Origin of the sequence: Candidatus Dechloromonas phosphoritropha (genome assembly GCA_016722705.1) — a bacterium.
In the GTDB taxonomy this organism is placed as follows: Bacteria; Pseudomonadota; Gammaproteobacteria; order Burkholderiales; family Rhodocyclaceae; genus Azonexus; species Azonexus phosphoritrophus.
Map to the genome: position 1 here is coordinate 458,613 of JADKGN010000001.1, position 15,226 is coordinate 473,838.

Sequence of the window (15,226 nt, forward strand, 5' to 3'; positions counted from 1 at the left end):
AAATCGTTGTTGAAATTTTCAACAACAGGAGGCGGCATGGGCACGATGAATTTCAGCATCCCCGACGACATCAAGGACGACTTCAACCAGACGTTCGCTCATGAGAACAAGAGCGCCGTAGTGGCGAAGCTGTTGCGGGAGGCCGTCGCGCAGGCGCGGCGCAAGCAGCAGAGCGACGAGGCCATCGACCGCATCCTGGCACGTCTCGGGCAGGAACGCACGCGGGTGAGCGATGAAGAAATCCGCAGGGCGCGCGAGGAAGGTCGCCCCTGATGCGACTGTTGACGCTGGACGCCAGCGTTATTCTCAAGTGGTACCTGCGAACACCTGATGAGCACGATCTGTCCCAGGCTGCCGCAATTCTGGTCGGCTTGCGCAGTGGAAGCCTCGCCCTCGCGCAACCACCGCACACCCTGCTCGAAGTCGCCGCCGTCCTGGTTCGCGAACGGCCACAATCCGTGACCTCAGATCTCGCCGAAATCGCTGCCGTGCTCGACGATGCAACCCTCTCTGCCAGTCGTGTGTTACCGCGCGCCTTGCAGATTGCCGCCACGCTCGAACATCATCTGTTCGACACCCTGTACCACGCCGCCGCCCTTGAATCCAGCGCCACGCTGGTCACTGCCGACTACCGCTACCACGGCAAGGCCGCGCATCTCGGACACATCGTGCTGCTCGAAGAGTTCGCCGCATGACCGCCCGCCTGCCCGAACACCTCGACCTCATTGCCGGCGCGCCCGACGACATCCGGAAACTGCGCGGCCTGATTCTCGAACTGGCGGTGCGCGGTAAGCTGGTGCCGCAGGACCCGCACGACGAGCCGGCGAGCGAACTGCTCAAGCGAATATCCAAGGAACGGGCGAGCCTGGAGGCGAAAGCGGCTGGCAAGAAATGGAAGGCAACGCCATTTTGCGGTAACGAAACAGGGGGGTCTTTCGAGCTACCCGATGGATGGCTGTGGGTTCGGTTCGAAGCAATCGCGCAGCACAACTCCGGAAAAACGCTCGATAGAGGCCGTAATTCTGGAGAACCACGCCCATACATTACGACCTCGAATCTCTACTGGGGGCGCTTTGAACTCGACAGCGTTCGGCAGATGCTCATCAAAGCGGATGAGCTTGAACGCTGCACAGCGCGGAGGAACGACCTGCTCATTTGTGAAGGCGGAGAAGCAGGTAGAGCGGCAGTATGGCCGCACGACTATGAAATCTGCTTTCAGAACCACGTGCATCGCGCCCGGTTTTTCGGTGGCATCGACCCATATTTCGCCTACCGTTTCTTCGAGAAGCTAAACGCGTCTGGCGAGATCGACCAATACCGAAAAGGCGTCGGCATCTCCAACATGTCGGGCAAGGCACTGGCTTCCATACCGTTTCCAGTTGCGCCCCTCGCCGAACAACACCGCATTGTCGCCAAGGTCGATGAACTGATGGCCCTCTGTGACAGGCTGGAGGCGGAGCAGATGGACGCGGAAAGCGCCCATGCCCGGCTCGTCGAAACTCTGCTCGGTACGCTCACCCAGAGCACCGATGCCGCCGACCTCGCCGCCAACTGGCAACGCCTCGCCAAACACTTCGCCACCCTCTTTACCACCGAAGCCAGCATTGACGCCCTCAAGCAAACCATCCTCCAACTGGCCGTCATGGGCAAACTGGTGCCGCAAGACCCCAACGACGAACCGGCGAGCGAACTGCTCAAGCGGATTGCCAAGGAACGGGCGCGGCTGGAGGCGGAAGGCACTTGCAAAAAATCAAAGCCGGTGTCACCAGTGGGGCCGGATGAGCAGCCGTTTGAGGTGCCGGAGGGGTGGAAGTGGATTCGATTTGCGCACCTTGAACCCCAATATCAAAACGGTGAATCCAGTCGCGGTGCTGGCGCCGGAACGGAAATCGTCGTATTACGTTTGGCTGATATTTCGAATGGCGCAATATCCTTCTCTAATACACGCTCAATCACCCTTCCGGAAAGCTCGATTGAGAAATATCGTCTTTTAAAGAACGATGTACTCATCATTCGCGTGAATGGGAGCGTTGAGATCGTTGGACGACTGATTCTGTGCAATGAGAACTTGGCTGCGATTTATTGCGACCATTTCATCAGGGTACGAATTAGAGAAACTTCAGTTAGTCACCGCTATCTCAGACTGATCGGTGATGTGCTGGTTACTCGAAGCCAAATTCAGCGCCTTTTCATCACGACGGCCGGGCAAAAAACGGTCAATCAGGGCCACGTCGGAGGCTTAAAGATTCCCCTCCCACCCCTCGCCGAACAACACCGCATCGTCGCCAAAGTCGACGAACTGCTGGCCCTCTACGACCGCCTCAAGGCCGACCTCGCCGAGTCCCGCGCGCAGCAGGAGCGCCTCGCCGCCACGCTGATCGAATCCGCCTTGCGGGCGGCCTGAAAACAGGTCCAAAATAGGCGTCGACCGCAACAGGGCCGAAAAAGGCGTCGGGCACCGGCGCAGCATTTCCAGGCACGCGGCGACGGCATTCTCTTCGATTGCAGGGGGGGTCAAGATCATGAATCCAACCATCGACGGCAGCGAATTCGGCTCGATCACCATCGCCGGGCGGCGGATCGAGAACGACGTGATGATCCGTCTCGACGGTGCGGTGAGCAAGCGCCAGAAGAAACTGTCCAAGGCGATCTACGGCACCTCGCACATCATCTCGCTGGCGGAAGCCGAGGTCATCTTCGAGCAGGACGCCGAGCGCCTGATCGTCGGCACCGGCCACAACGGGATGGTCGGGCTCTCGGACGAGGCAGCCGACTATTTTGCGCAGAAGAAGCTCAAGGTGGAGCTGGCCCGCACCCCGGAGGCGATCGCGCGCTGGAACAAGGCCACGGGCAAGGTGATCGCGCTGTTTCATGTGACCTGCTGATCGCGAGACAATCCGCCATGTCTACCAACCCCGGACAGGCCGCGATGTTGAGCGACATCGAGCGTGAGGTGGAGTACACCCGGCACGAAATCGGCAGGGATGCCTTCGCGCCGCGGGTCATGGCGGCGATGGCGGCGGTGCCGCGCGAGCAGTTCGTTCCCGAAGCCAGCCGCCGCCACGCCTTCGCCAACGGCCCGCTGCTGATCGGCCACGGCCAGACCATTTCCCAGCCTTACATCGTGGCGCTGATGACCGATCTGCTGGCACCGCGTCCGCGAGATAGCATTCTCGAAATCGGCACCGGCTCGGGTTATCAGTCCGCCGTGCTGGCGGAACTGGTGCGTCAGGTCCATAGCGTCGAGATCATCGCGGCGCTGGCGACGGCGGCGGGCCAGCGCCTGGCGCGGCTCGGCTACGACAATGTCAGCGTCAGGCATGCGGACGGCTATCGTGGCTGGCCGGAGCATGCTCCCTACGATGGCATCATCGTCACCGCCGCGGCGCCACGGGTGCCGCCGCCGCTGGTCGAACAACTGAAGCCCGGGGCGCGACTGGTGATTCCCGTCGGCCTGCCCGGCGGGGTACAGGAACTGCAGGTCGTCGACAAGCATGCCGATGGCACCATCGAAACCCGCAACATCCTGCGGGTCATGTTCGTACCGCTGACGCGGGCAGCGACCACCGGGGTTGATCGCCAAGGGACATGACTGATTTTCCTGAAAAATCCAATTCCGCGTCGTCGATGACACGTTCCGAATTTCTGCGGCTCTCGGCCGGGGCAATCGCGGCCTGCGCCTTTGGCAGTCGCGCGCCGCAGTCGCTCGCATCGCCGGTGACGGCGATGCAGACGCGGCCGATACCGTCAACCGGCGAGCCGCTGCCAGTCATCGGCCTCGGTACCTATCAAGGGTTCGACGTCGCCCCCGGTTCCGCTGCCTATGCGCAGCTTCCGGGCGTCCTGCACGCCCTGTTCGCGGCCGGCGGTTCGGTGATGGACAGTTCGCCGATGTACGGGCGCGCCGAAGCCACCACCGGCGAACTGCTCGCCGCCGCCGGCAGTCGTCAAAAAGCTTTCCTCGCGACCAAGGTATGGACGCGCGGACGCGGCGAGGGGCTGCGCCAGATCGACGAATCGCTACGCCTGCTGCGCGCCGATCCGATTGACCTGATGCAGGTGCATAACCTCCTCGACTGGCGCGCGCACCTGCAGACGCTGCGCGAATTGAAAGCGGCGGGGCGCATCCGTTATATCGGCATCACCCATTACAACGCCGGCGCCTATGACGAACTCGCGGCGGTGATGCGCGCCGAGCACTTCGACTTCCTGCAGATCAATTATTCGCTCGACGAGCGCGAGGCCGAACGCCGGATTCTGCCGCTGGCCGCGGAGCGCGGCATGGCCGTCCTGATCAATCGTCCCTTCGGCGGCGGCGGAATGCTGCGCCGGCTGCGTGAACGCCCGTTGCCAGACTGGTCGACGGAAATCGGCGCCACCGGTTGGGCTCAACTGTTGCTCAAGTTCGTCCTCAGCCAACCGGCGGTGACCTGCGCCATCCCCGGCACCGGGCGACCCGAGCACATGGCCGACAATGCCAAAGCCGGTCTCGGCCTGATTCCCGACCCCGGCTTCTGGCGCCGTCATTCGCTCGACCTTTGAGGCAAGGGCATGCAGCGAACCGCCGCGTCGAGACACCACAAACACCGACGGTTGTCGCGGTCAACCCGGAAAAAGGAGAAAAAATGACACACCCTCCATCCATCTCGCGTCGGGAACTGCTCAAGGCCGGTCTTGCGTTCGCAGCGGCGACGCTCGCATCATCCGGAGTATTGGCGCAAACGGAACTGCTGACTCGACCGGTGCCGTCGAGCGGCGTCCGCCTGCCGATCGTCGGCATCGGGACCAACCGCTTCGGCAGCGGTGACCCGGCGTGGACAGCACGCCTGCGCGATACGCTGTCCACCTTTGTCCGTCTCGGCGGCAAGGTGGTCGATACCGCGCCCTCCTATGGCGATTCCGAACGCGCCATCGGCGCCATCCTCGGCGAAACCGGCCTGCGCGACCGGATCTTTCTCGCCACCAAGCTCGATCGCGACGCCATTGATGACGGTCGCCAACGCCTCGACGCTTCCTTCGCGGCGCTCGGCACCACGCGCCTTGATCTCGTCCAGTTGCACAACCTGCGCGGCGCCGGCACGTTGTTACCCATGCTACGCGAGCAGAAGGCCGCCGGCCGCATCGGCCACATCGGCATTACCAGTTCGAGCGCCAGCCAGTACGCCGAAATGGAAGCGATCATGCGCCGTGAGGTGCTGGATTTCATCCAGGTAGACTACGCGGTCGGCAATCGCGGCGCCGAGCGGCGCCTGCTGCCGCTGGCCACCGAGCGCGGCATGGCGGTGCTGGTCAACCTGCCCTTCGGACGCGGCGCGCAGTTTCGCGCCGTCGGCGGGCGACCGCTGCCCGGCTGGGCGGCCGAGATCGATTGCGACTCCTGGGCACAGATTTTCTTGAAGTATGTGCTGGGGAATGCGGCGGTGACCTGCGCGATTCCCGGCAGCACGCAGGCCGCCCACGTCGAGGACAACCTCGGCGCCGCCCGCGGCAGGCTGCCGGACACGACGCAGCGGCAGGCCATGGCGCGCTATTTCGACGCCATCGCGGACAACTGAGACTTGCTCGCCAGGCTTTTCGCAAAGTTTGTTCCGGTACGCCCGGGCGAGACGGCGCCGACGCTGCTCGCCACTGGCTATGGCTTCTGCATCCTGTTCGCCTTCTATCTGCTGCGCCCGGTCCGCGACGAGATCGGCGCCGCCGACCGCGGCAATCTGCAACTGCTGTGGACCGCCGTGTTCATCGTCATGTTGCTGGCCGTGCCGCTCTATTCGCTCGCCGTGTCACGACTGCGCCGGGGTGTCTTCATACCGCTGGTCAATCGCTTCTTCGCAGTCAACCTGATCGCCTTCTACGCCGCGCTGGTTCTCTTGCCGGAATCGGCGCGCACCTGGATTGATCGCGTCTTCTATGTCTGGCTCAGCGTCTTCGCGCTGTTCGTCGTTGCCGTATTTTGGGGCTTGGTGGTCGACCTGTTCCGGGACGATCAGGGCAAGCGGCTCTTCGGTTTCATCACGGTCGGCTCCTCGTTGGGCGGGATCGTTGGCTCGGCAAGCACCGCCGTACTGGCGCCGCACCTGCCCGTGTTCCTGCTCCTGCTGCTCGCCGTGCTGCCGCTCGAAATCGCCGCCTGGCTCGCCCGTGCCATCACCCGGCGCGCCGACGATGCGTCGGGAACGCTGAACCGCGAGCCCGAGGTGCCAATCGGCGGCAGCGCCTGGAGCGGGATCGCTCCGGTATTCCGTTCGCCGCAACTGCGCAATATCGCCTTGTGGATCGTGCTGATGACGTTCGCGTCGACGATCCTCTACTTTGTCCAGTCGCATCTGGTCGGCGAGGCGATTATCGACCGCGCGCTGCGCCGCTCCTTCCTGGCGCGCATCGATCTGGCGGTCAATACTGTCACCATCATCACCCAGACCTTGCTCACCGCGCGCATCGTTGGACGCCTCGGTGTCGCCGCGACACTTTCGCTGTTGCCGGTGGTGGCGGCACTCGGGTTTGCCGCGCTCGGCGCCGCTCCGCTATCGCTGGCACTGACCGTCTTGCTGGTTGTTCGGGTGCTCTACGACAGCAGCCGCCACGCACTGGCCAAGCCGGCGCGCGAGGTGCTGTTCACTCACCTCGACCGCGAGCAGCGCTACAAGTCCAAGGCCTTCATCGATGCCGCCGTGTACCGTGGCGGCGATCTGCTCAGTGGCTGGATCTACGCCGGCCTTGCCGCATTGGGAATGACCGTCGGGGCGATTGCCCTGACCGCCGCGCCGGTGGCGGTGCTTTGGGCATTGCTGGGACGCAGGCTGAGCTGGGGCGACCGGGGAACGAGTCGGCCATGAGCTGAAGGACGCATGGGTCGGGGCAAGCGTTACTTGTCCATCACACACCAGGCAGCCGCCACAAAGGAGGCGGATCCGGTCAACTGAACGAAACTATCGGACAATCACGCATTGACAAAACGGAGAACCTCTTGGATCGAGTCGTAATTTCCACAAATGAAAGTCCGGCCTTGAAGCTCCTGCGGCGCCTTTACCCCCTGGCCGCCTTTCTCTGCGGATTTGTCTGGGACGCACTGACCATCGGCCAGCGGGTTCGGGTTGTCGATCTGTGGCGTCTTGGCGCATTCCTGCTCGGGGCCGGCCTGCTCGTCCTCTGGCTGGCGTTCCGCGAATCAAGAAAGTTGACCGAGCCGGCAGCGGAGACGGGATGGGACGGGCGCCTTGCCGGGATGGCGTGGCAAGCCCCCTACCTGTTGCTGCAGTTCTTCTTCGGGGGCATTTTCTCGGCACTTTTCATCCTCTATTTCAAGAGTTCCGGTCACCTTGGGACGTGGCTGACGGCGACCATTCTTGGCGCGCTCCTGGTCGGAAATGAGTTCGTGGGACGGCGCTACGGCCAGTATTTCACCTTGATCTGGGCGATGTTTGCGCTGAACGCGATCCTGCTCTTGAATTTTGCGTTACCCCATGCCGTGGGCAGCCTGAATTCCTGGTGGTTCTACGTGTCGACCGCATCCGGCATCCTGTTGACTCATCTCCTGTGGCGGCTTTCCTCCGGACAGCCCGGCCGCATATTCCCCTCGTGGGCGTTGGCGGGGATGCTGCTGCTGGCGTGGTCATTCGACATGATCGCTCCCGTTCCGCTCGTCAAGCAGGCATTGGCTGTCGGGCACGAATTCGTTCAGGAAGGTACGCGTTTTGCGATGAAGGTTGAACCGGCCCCCTCTTGGCAACTCTGGCGTGATCAGGCCGCCACCGTTCAGGTGGCGGAAGGCGCGAAACTGTACGGTGTATCGGCAGTATTTGCCCCGCTGGGCGTTACGGCACCACTGGAGCACCGTTGGGAGGTGCGCGAAGCCAGCGGCTGGCGGCTTGTCTATCGCAACAGATTCCAGAGTACCGGCGGGCGGGAACATGGCTTTCGGGGCTACTCCTGGGTGCTGAACCCGCAGCCCGGAAAGTGGCGATTGATTGTTGCGACACAGGATGGTCGAACGATCGGACTCTTTCCTTTCACCGTGGAACGTGGTGTGCCGCCGCTCGAAACGTTGCCGATTCGGGAATTCTGATGAATGCGTTGTACGTTCTCCGGGGTCAATACCGGATTCGGTTTACTCGATGTGAAAGGCATCGTGGTTGATGGCGACCCAATGCCGGTGGAATCATTTGGCGGTAATTGGATTGGAATCAGCGAAGGCAAACCGGCCAATCTTCGCTTGCGGCAGCCGCAACACAATTGCCAGGCGGATCTAAAGGTCGGCTTGAACGGAGACAACTACTTTTCCAGGATGAAATGACCGCCACCCCGGTCGTCCTTCACCGGAGAAACTTCGACCTGGAGGTCGCGCAATACGCGATCATCTTGGTGGAACGATCTGCTAGCGAACGCTGGCCTGCAGATTGGGAAGCGTCCCGCTAACCGTCACGGTTTGAGTCAACGACGAGACCGACGTTTGCATGGTCACTTGAAGGCTGCTTTCAACCTGACGGTCGCGCGTGGCGACGAACTGGCCATTTGCGGTAAACATGCCGGCGTTCATCGCCAGGTTGCGCCCACGAATCTGCCGTGGATCAAGTGTGACATTGACCGTCAGACGATCAAATTTCGTGCTTCCAGCACGAACCGTGGAACCCCGGCCGCGGCGCGCGGCCTCGCCCAGATCGATCCCGCTCAGGATGCCGCGCAGGACCATGGCATCAAGCGTGATACCCATGCTCGCCCACATGGAATCCCAGTCGTCGCCGACTCCGCGCAGACGGAAGGCCCCCATCAGGTCTCCCTCGAGAGCGAGAGAGGGAGCAAGAAGAGCGGTCATCCTGCGGCAATCAATGCGCTCCAGTTTTGCATTACCGGCCATGAGAAGCCCCTGGTTCCATTCCACGAGCCAGTCGCCCCTGAGCACTCCGCCAAGAGTCTGGATGTCGAAACTATTGACGACCAGCCTGCCCTTCTGCAACAGGCCGGTTGCAAGCAGCGAATCGAAGGTCACTGGCGGCGCATCTGCCGGACGCCAGCCAAATCCTTCAACCATGAGCCGCGGTCCAAGCGGTGTCGGTTCGGCAGTTATCCGCAAGGTATCGTCAACTGTTCGCAAGGAAACCTTCTCGATCCCGCCGTCAGAACGAAATGCGACATCACCGCTGAGTTGACGGAGAGTCAAAGGGCCGGCAGCGACAGTTAGATTTTCGACAACGACCTGCTGCATCAGCCATTTCTGGTCGCTCTTTCGCCGCCCATCGTCAGCCGGCGACAATCCGACCAGATGATCGGCAATAACTGTTCCCCCCGAAATCTCTATGCGCGACAGGCTGTGGACGCCGGACCCGAGCATCGCGAACAAGGAATGAACACGAATTTTCTCGAATACCGATTCTCCGCCTTCACCGACTCGCACATCTGAAAGCAACAAGCCGGGCCGCGGCAGAAGGGTCAGGCTAACTTTGCCAACCCTTGCCGGAGCCTGCCAGACCCGAGTCAGTTCATTTTCGATAGCGGGCTTGAAGCGATCATAGGGAAAAAACAGAACGACCGCCAAGGCGACAAGCACTGCGGCGATCAACCCAAACCCCGCATACGTCAGCCGTGACCGCCACAGCCCCCGCGAAGATGCCTGCACCGGCGGATCTTCACCGGCAACGTCAATTGCCACTCCGGCAGGAAGAATGGAGCTGCCGAATGTAGAAAAACCGCTGGATGCAACCGGCGAGTCGATTTGAGTCGATGGCCTGGGGCTGGGAGATGATGCGACTGGCGCCTTGAGCTTCTCGAGCCGCAATCTGCTCTCCTGCCAGACCGACACCGCTTCCAAGCTTGGCGCAATATACCCCCCCTGCTCCAGATCACGCAGCGCATTCTCGACCAGACTGGGATTCTTGAGCTTTGTGCTCAGTTCTCCAACGGTGATTTTGCCATCGACCAGAACAAGAACCATCCGCAAATCGCGACGTGAAACGTGGGTCCGTTGTCGAACAGCCTCATCCCCGATGGGGGTCTTCGCGAAAACTAGATTTTGGTCCATGGGGATCAAAGATTTTTTGGCAGTATATCCTGCATTCCCTTGACTGGACTGCATTTGCTGACTAACATGCGCACCTCAATTCCTCGATAGCTCAGTTGGTAGAGCGCCGGACTGTTAATCCGTAGGTCCCAGGTTCGAGCCCTGGTCGGGGAGCCAAAAGCTTCTGTTGTGAATCTTGCACTTAGCCAATCCCACGGGGTTGGCTTTTTGCATTCCGGGGGATTCCGGGGATCGCCATACTTTTAGTCCGGCGCTCTCCATTCCGATATCGACCTTCATCTAGAAAACACCATGTTCCCCGAATACCGTGACCTGATTACCCATCTCAAGACCACCGACCATCATTTCCTGAATCTCTTCGAGAAGCACATAGAACTCGACCAGCGAATCAAAAACATGGAATTGGGCATCGAGCCGGCCACGCACCTTGTCATCGAAGTGCTGAAGAAAGAAAAGCTGGCACTCAAGGACGAGATCTACCAGATACTGCGCATGGCGGCAGTCTGAGCGTACCCTCGACACACACATTTCGACACAGCCTGTTGCAAGCCTTGGTAAATTCAAGGCTCATTGCTTTAAGCGAGAACGACCATGAAATATGTTGAAGTAGTCGCTGACGCGAGCAGTACGGACAACATCCGAGCCTTGGCCGACAAATCCAAGACGCCAGATTTTCGGCTGGGCGCCGTCGACGACGAAGGCATGCGCTCGATGCGGATACTGGTCAGCGACGACAAAATCCAGTCGCTGCTCGACAACCTTCAAAATCTCCTGGGCGCCCAGCACTCTGCCCGTATCGTCGTGCTGGCGGTCGAAACCACCCTGCCAAAACCCAAGGACGAAAAGCGCAAACTGGAAGATGCTGCCATTGCGGCACGCGAGGAACTCTACGCCGAGGTCGAAAAAAGCAGTCAGCTTGACCTGAACTATCTGGTGTTCATCGCCTTGTCGACGGTCGTGGCCGCCATTGGGCTCGTCGAAAACAATGTCGCCGTAGTGATCGGCGCGATGGTCATTGCGCCGCTTCTGGGCCCCAACCTCGCCCTGAGTCTTGGCACTGCTCTGGGCGATGTGAGCTTGATGCGTAGGTCGGTCATAGCACTACTCACTGGCGTCGCGCTGGCCGTACTTATCTCGGCCCTGATTGGAAAGCTCTGGGCGTTTAATCTGTCGAGCAGCGAATTTATGTCACGCACCAATGCCGGACTGGATTCCGTGGTGCTGGCGCTGGCCTCGGGTGCGGCAGCCGCCTTGTCACTGACCGCTCGCCAATCGAGCGCACTGGTCGGGGTGATGGTCGCAGTGGCACTGCTGCCACCGGCCGCCGCACTGGGTATTGCCTTGGGGCAAGGCAATTATGGTTTTGCAGCCGGTGCCGGCCTGCTGCTGGCAGTCAATGTGGTGTGTGTCAATCTGGCCAGCAAACTGGTCTTTTTCATCAAGGGTGTCCGTCCGCGAACCTGGCTGGAAAAAGAAAAGGCCCAACGCGCCATGGTGATCTATATCGCCGGATGGCTGGTGACGCTGACAATTCTTCTCTTGGTCATTTATTCGCGGCGGGCGGTATCGATGTAAGGTTCACATATAGCGACAGCCCGAGTACTGGCTACTCCAGACACACATCTCGACACACCCTGTTGCAAGCCGTTACTTGAGTTGCGGAGAGTTGGCCGGTATCTTGAACTCATGCGCTGAACCCCCAACAGCGTTGGCGGCCCACCTCTCCCCCTCCCAATTCGGACCCCCTGAAAGCCTCGCACTCCTCCCCTGATGCGGGGCTTTCGTCATTTTGGGCTGACTTCCTCGCCAATGCTCCAGAGGTCAAATGAAAGCCGATCGGCCCGCCAACATCAAACCTGAACTGGCGCTATCGACCCAAAGCGGAAATCGACCTTGAATTTGTTATGGGGCAGCTTTCTGCAAGCAAGCAGCCATTCGCCACTGGTTTGACGGCGCCAGCGAACAGGTCGTTGGCCAGCATGATTCTCATCAAGGAATTTCCCACAAATTCTGAATGGGCTACGTTGAGTCACTGTTGCATTTTCAGTGACTTTAGTTAGCAGAAAATCTCTTTGCAGTGCGTTCTTTCTAGCAGCCTGTCGGGCTTTCTCGGAAAACCATGTCAAATGGGATTTACGCTCAGAAATTAGGCGGAATTTTCAGTTTTACAACAGTTTCGAACGCGCTTTCGGCCAAAGCACCTCTGAAAATCTCCGTAGCGGTCGTGCGTTTCCTAAGTCCGACAGGCTCCTAGGAGCCAAATATGAAGCGCATTTTCAGCAAGTGCACGTTTGTATCGGCAGTTCTTCTTGCTGCCTTGTCTTCAACGTCATGGGCATCTACTCCTGAGGATTGTCAGCGGGCCATAGACGAAATCTCGGTCAAGGGGCGTGCCAACTATGACTCGGCCACGGAAGCCGAAATGACCAAGCATCTCAGTGCCGCCAATACATCCTTGATGCAGAAAAACGGTTCTACGCAGGCCCTGAAGGAACTCAAGGCCTACGAGCAGAGCCTGAATGGGGCGATGAATGCCCAGAAGATCCCTCAGGGAGACGGTGCAGTATTGAAGGATAAGCTGGACAAAGCAATGAAGTGCGTGAGTGGCCTGAAGTAAGAATCGTGTACGCCACCCCTCTGCCGGATTAGCAGAGAGGTGGTGATGCCAACAACAGGACCATAAGGCGAGGTCCTAGCGCCGTCCGCCGAAGCGACCGCCAAACCCCCCGCCACCGAAGCGGTCTTCGCCACCCCAACTGCCCGCACGGGTATCGAAACCGCTGCGCGCCTGCTGTTCGCGATCGGCCCACGAAGTATCCCCAGCTGCGGACCCCCAGCCTCCGGCGCCATGTTGCTGCCAGCCGCTGCCGGAGTTCCGGTAGACATTGCCGTCGGCACCGGCGTAATGGTTGCCGAACAGGCCGCTTGAGGTATAGCTCTTGGTCTGCCCCGTCCGCGCGTCGTAGCCAGTCACGGTGTGCTGGGCACCAATGCCATCCGGGCCTGCGGTAGCCCCGGCAGTCTTGCTGATTGAACTGCCGCCCGGCCCGGTGGCCGAGGCGCTCGAAGCGTAGGAGCGTTGCCCGGTATAGGTATTGTACGATCCGCCACGTGCCACGTTGCCGCTGGTGCCACCAACCGCATTGAAGGTCCGGTCGTACCCGCGCTGGGCCTGACCGGTTTCCGGGTTGTAGCTCCGCCCGCCGGCGTAGGCCCCGGTTGTTCCCGTGCGCTGGTTGGCATAGCCTCCTGCCGCAGAGGTGCCAAACTTGCCATTGGAATCTGAGTACCAGTTCCGTGTGCCAGAGTAGACCGTGTTGCCCCAGTGCCCATAGATGCTGGCGCTGGTCGATCCGCAACACGGATAGCCCCAGTATCCAGGATGGTAATAGGCGCCGCCCCAGTAATGGGTAGCCCAGGCTGCAGTGGTCAAACCCAGCCCGAAGCCGAAGGCGTAGCCGACATAAGGGTTGTAGATCGGGGCGGCGGCCAGTCCCCACGTGTAGGGCGCGGCATACCATGCGGAGCCAATCCAGGGTGTGTAGGTGTAACCCGTCCCATAGACCACGACGCCATCAGGCGCGACGACAGTGCCCAGATAGCCGGGCGTATAACCGACATAGACAACCTCGGTGCTGGCACCATACACCTGTACATAGGTCACATAATGCAGGGGCGAACTCGCGGGGATGCTATAGATTACCGGCGGCACGGTCGTCGCGACAAACCACGGTCCCGTAATGTTCTGCGCGGCAAACCATACCCCGGCCTCAAGGCCATAGTAGCTGGTCGGGCTGACCTGAATGATAGGTTGCTGCGCATTGGCGACATAGCTCAGGGGCGTTCCAGCGATCGCCCGGTATGTCGGTGCACCATCGAAGACCGGTGTGAATGTTGGTCCATTGACGAGTGGAACGGCCGCTGTTTGAGGGATCGAATTGGCGATCAATGCCTCCTGTGCCTGCGGCGTTCCGGCGACCGAGGCCAGGATCACGCCGGCGGGCGCCGTCTTGGGGATTCGCGCGAAGTCGGCAGGCAGGCTGTTCGCCGGCGTGAACGCCACGGCCCGCTCAAAGCGCCGGCACGGTACCAGCGGCCAGAGAGAAGTGTGTAGTAGTCATTGCTGGCCGTATTGACCAATACGTCGGCGGTCGTGTTGTCGGCCCAGAGCAACCCGGTTCCGGTCACCGGAACAAAGTTCGGCCGCCCCTTGAAGGCGATCAGTTCGGCCGGGATCTGCGTCACATAGATGGTTGGCGCACCGGCGGCCAGCGATGGCTTGGGCGTTGCCTGTGGCCCGCCGTCGAGCAGGTCGATGCTGCCTTTCTTGACCAGGCTGCTCGCAAGATCATCCAGCCCAGGCGGCGCATTCGGGGAAACTACCCAGGGGCCGTCAAGCGACGGTGCCGACATCCAGCCGTCGAAGACATGCATGTACCAGGTTTGGTCAAGCCCGGTTCGGGCGATCAGTGCCTGGGTATTGATGACGCGCTCGAAGTGGGTATCAGGAACGGGCTTGATGCTTGGTGCACCGTCGATGGGAACCAGAATTGCCGGGGAGTAGCTGATGACGACCTTTGGTGGCTGGTTGTTGACCGCGACGGTCTTCGGCTTCACCGTCTGCGAGGCAGCCAGCTGGCCGGCGAGCAGGTCCAGCGACATGGTTGCCATTACAGCCTGCAGTTGTTCGCGCAACTGGCTCAGGTAGCCGAGCCCGTTGTCCGCCAGAGTCGGGAACTTCGCTTGCGTCAGGACGAGATCATTCAGGGCGACAGTGCGCGTCACGCCATCGACGTCGGTACGCGCACTCCCGGTGATTACGCCGAAGATTTCGTCCTTTGCCCCAGTTGCCCTGACCGAGACTGCCGCACGAAAACTCAGCATGTTGCCTGTCCAGCTATTGACCTGGGGCAGGTAGATTCCCGCCGAGGCATTGGTCAGTGCTACCTGCCGTGGCCAGGGATCCATTTGTGACTGCGTCAGGATGCCTTGCGCGCCATCCGTAGCCACCCCGGTGAGTTGTGGATCGATGGCAAGTGGTTGCATCGAGTCATCCATACCAAGGCTTCCTGGACCGGTATTCTGGCTGGTACAGCCCAGCGGACCAAGAATCGCTACGCCAAGCAGGCAGGCGGCAAGCACGGGGCGGTCAATGAATGTCATCTTGCGAGTTTTTCCTGTGAGGGGTCATTTCTAATAGTCTATTGATACCGT

The 15,226-nt window shown here is 60.6% G+C and carries 16 protein-coding genes and 1 tRNA gene; 14 read left to right on the forward strand and 3 right to left on the reverse strand.

All coding sequences use genetic code 11. The annotated features are described in order from the left end of the window. Window positions 1–36 precede the first annotated feature (36 nt). From IPP03_02255 to IPP03_02300, 10 genes are all read left to right on the forward strand, one after another. A complete protein-coding gene (locus IPP03_02255; GenBank protein MBL0351562.1) occupies window positions 37–273 on the forward strand; it encodes a hypothetical protein in 237 nt (78 codons plus the stop codon). Beyond that, on the forward strand, window positions 273–695 hold the full coding sequence (locus tag IPP03_02260; protein MBL0351563.1) for a type II toxin-antitoxin system VapC family toxin: 423 nt from the start codon (window positions 273–275) through the stop codon (window positions 693–695). Before IPP03_02255 ends, IPP03_02260 begins: the two co-directional genes overlap by 1 nt. Next, complete coding sequence (locus tag IPP03_02265) at window positions 692–2,404, forward strand: restriction endonuclease subunit S (protein ID MBL0351564.1); 1,713 nt, start codon at window positions 692–694, stop codon at window positions 2,402–2,404. The genes IPP03_02260 and IPP03_02265 overlap by 4 nt, the downstream gene beginning before the upstream one ends. A 118-nt stretch (window positions 2,405–2,522) precedes the next feature. After that, a complete protein-coding gene (locus IPP03_02270) occupies window positions 2,523–2,885 on the forward strand; it encodes a hypothetical protein (GenBank protein MBL0351565.1) in 363 nt (120 codons plus the stop codon). Window positions 2,886–2,902: 17 nt separating this feature from the next. Further along, window positions 2,903–3,592 (forward strand): protein-L-isoaspartate(D-aspartate) O-methyltransferase, encoded by a 690-nt coding sequence (locus IPP03_02275; GenBank protein MBL0351566.1) that lies wholly within the window; start codon window positions 2,903–2,905, stop codon window positions 3,590–3,592. Window positions 3,593–3,627: 35 nt separating this feature from the next. Further along, the gene (locus tag IPP03_02280) at window positions 3,628–4,542 is read left to right on the forward strand and encodes an aldo/keto reductase (protein MBL0351567.1); all 915 of its coding nucleotides are present in this window, start codon (window positions 3,628–3,630) and stop codon (window positions 4,540–4,542) included. 83 nt (window positions 4,543–4,625) lie between these two features. Further along, on the forward strand, window positions 4,626–5,555 hold the full coding sequence (locus tag IPP03_02285) for an aldo/keto reductase (GenBank protein ID MBL0351568.1): 930 nt from the start codon (window positions 4,626–4,628) through the stop codon (window positions 5,553–5,555). Window positions 5,556–5,558: 3 nt separating this feature from the next. Continuing rightward, a complete protein-coding gene (locus IPP03_02290) occupies window positions 5,559–6,833 on the forward strand; it encodes an MFS transporter (protein MBL0351569.1) in 1,275 nt (424 codons plus the stop codon). A 170-nt stretch (window positions 6,834–7,003) separates the two neighbouring features. Next, the gene (locus tag IPP03_02295; GenBank protein ID MBL0351570.1) at window positions 7,004–8,062 is read left to right on the forward strand and encodes a DUF2914 domain-containing protein; all 1,059 of its coding nucleotides are present in this window, start codon (window positions 7,004–7,006) and stop codon (window positions 8,060–8,062) included. Window positions 8,063–8,065: 3 nt separating this feature from the next. Next, entirely contained in the window at window positions 8,066–8,290 is a 225-nt protein-coding gene (locus IPP03_02300) for a hypothetical protein (protein MBL0351571.1), read from the forward strand. 81 nt (window positions 8,291–8,371) lie between these two features. On the opposite strand, the gene IPP03_02305 is transcribed toward IPP03_02300, so the two are convergent. Further along, entirely contained in the window at window positions 8,372–9,925 is a 1,554-nt protein-coding gene (locus tag IPP03_02305; protein ID MBL0351572.1) for a hypothetical protein, read from the reverse strand. Between the two features lie 167 nt (window positions 9,926–10,092). On the opposite strand from IPP03_02305, the gene IPP03_02310 reads away from it, so the two are divergent. The 4 genes from IPP03_02310 to IPP03_02325 all read left to right on the forward strand — a co-directional run bounded on the left by IPP03_02310 (window position 10,093) and on the right by IPP03_02325 (window position 12,629). Continuing rightward, window positions 10,093–10,168 (forward strand) — tRNA-Asn (locus tag IPP03_02310). 135 nt (window positions 10,169–10,303) lie between these two features. After that, window positions 10,304–10,519, forward strand: coding sequence for a YdcH family protein (locus IPP03_02315; protein ID MBL0351573.1), 216 nt, complete (start codon window positions 10,304–10,306; stop codon window positions 10,517–10,519). 84 nt (window positions 10,520–10,603) lie between these two features. Next, the gene (locus tag IPP03_02320) at window positions 10,604–11,587 is read left to right on the forward strand and encodes a TIGR00341 family protein (GenBank protein MBL0351574.1); all 984 of its coding nucleotides are present in this window, start codon (window positions 10,604–10,606) and stop codon (window positions 11,585–11,587) included. Window positions 11,588–12,275: 688 nt separating this feature from the next. Next, window positions 12,276–12,629, forward strand: a complete 354-nt coding sequence (locus tag IPP03_02325) for a hypothetical protein (protein MBL0351575.1) — start codon at window positions 12,276–12,278, stop codon at window positions 12,627–12,629. A 75-nt stretch (window positions 12,630–12,704) separates the two neighbouring features. Here IPP03_02325 and IPP03_02330 read toward each other — a convergent pair whose 3' ends face one another. Both IPP03_02330 and IPP03_02335 read right to left on the reverse strand, forming a co-directional pair. Beyond that, a complete protein-coding gene (locus tag IPP03_02330) occupies window positions 12,705–14,075 on the reverse strand; it encodes a hypothetical protein (protein MBL0351576.1) in 1,371 nt (456 codons plus the stop codon). After that, window positions 14,003–15,175, reverse strand: coding sequence for a hypothetical protein (locus IPP03_02335; GenBank protein MBL0351577.1), 1,173 nt, complete (start codon window positions 15,173–15,175; stop codon window positions 14,003–14,005). Before IPP03_02335 ends, IPP03_02330 begins: the two co-directional genes overlap by 73 nt. Window positions 15,176–15,226: the final 51 nt, after the last annotated feature.

Coding starts and splice junctions, on each gene's coding strand:
- IPP03_02265 (MBL0351564.1), top strand. CDS start 692: ATGACCGCCCGCCTGCCCGAACACCTCGACCTCATTGCCGGCGCGCCC.
- IPP03_02255 (MBL0351562.1), top strand. CDS start 37: ATGGGCACGATGAATTTCAGCATCCCCGACGACATCAAGGACGACTTC.
- IPP03_02305 (MBL0351572.1), bottom strand. CDS start 9,925: ATGGTTCTTGTTCTGGTCGATGGCAAAATCACCGTTGGAGAACTGAGC.
- IPP03_02260 (MBL0351563.1), top strand. CDS start 273: ATGCGACTGTTGACGCTGGACGCCAGCGTTATTCTCAAGTGGTACCTG.
- IPP03_02315 (MBL0351573.1), top strand. CDS start 10,304: ATGTTCCCCGAATACCGTGACCTGATTACCCATCTCAAGACCACCGAC.
- IPP03_02320 (MBL0351574.1), top strand. CDS start 10,604: ATGAAATATGTTGAAGTAGTCGCTGACGCGAGCAGTACGGACAACATC.
- IPP03_02280 (MBL0351567.1), top strand. CDS start 3,628: ATGACACGTTCCGAATTTCTGCGGCTCTCGGCCGGGGCAATCGCGGCC.
- IPP03_02270 (MBL0351565.1), top strand. CDS start 2,523: ATGAATCCAACCATCGACGGCAGCGAATTCGGCTCGATCACCATCGCC.
- IPP03_02275 (MBL0351566.1), top strand. CDS start 2,903: ATGTCTACCAACCCCGGACAGGCCGCGATGTTGAGCGACATCGAGCGT.
- IPP03_02325 (MBL0351575.1), top strand. CDS start 12,276: ATGAAGCGCATTTTCAGCAAGTGCACGTTTGTATCGGCAGTTCTTCTT.
- IPP03_02300 (MBL0351571.1), top strand. CDS start 8,066: ATGCGTTGTACGTTCTCCGGGGTCAATACCGGATTCGGTTTACTCGAT.
- IPP03_02335 (MBL0351577.1), bottom strand. CDS start 15,175: ATGACATTCATTGACCGCCCCGTGCTTGCCGCCTGCCTGCTTGGCGTA.
- IPP03_02285 (MBL0351568.1), top strand. CDS start 4,626: ATGACACACCCTCCATCCATCTCGCGTCGGGAACTGCTCAAGGCCGGT.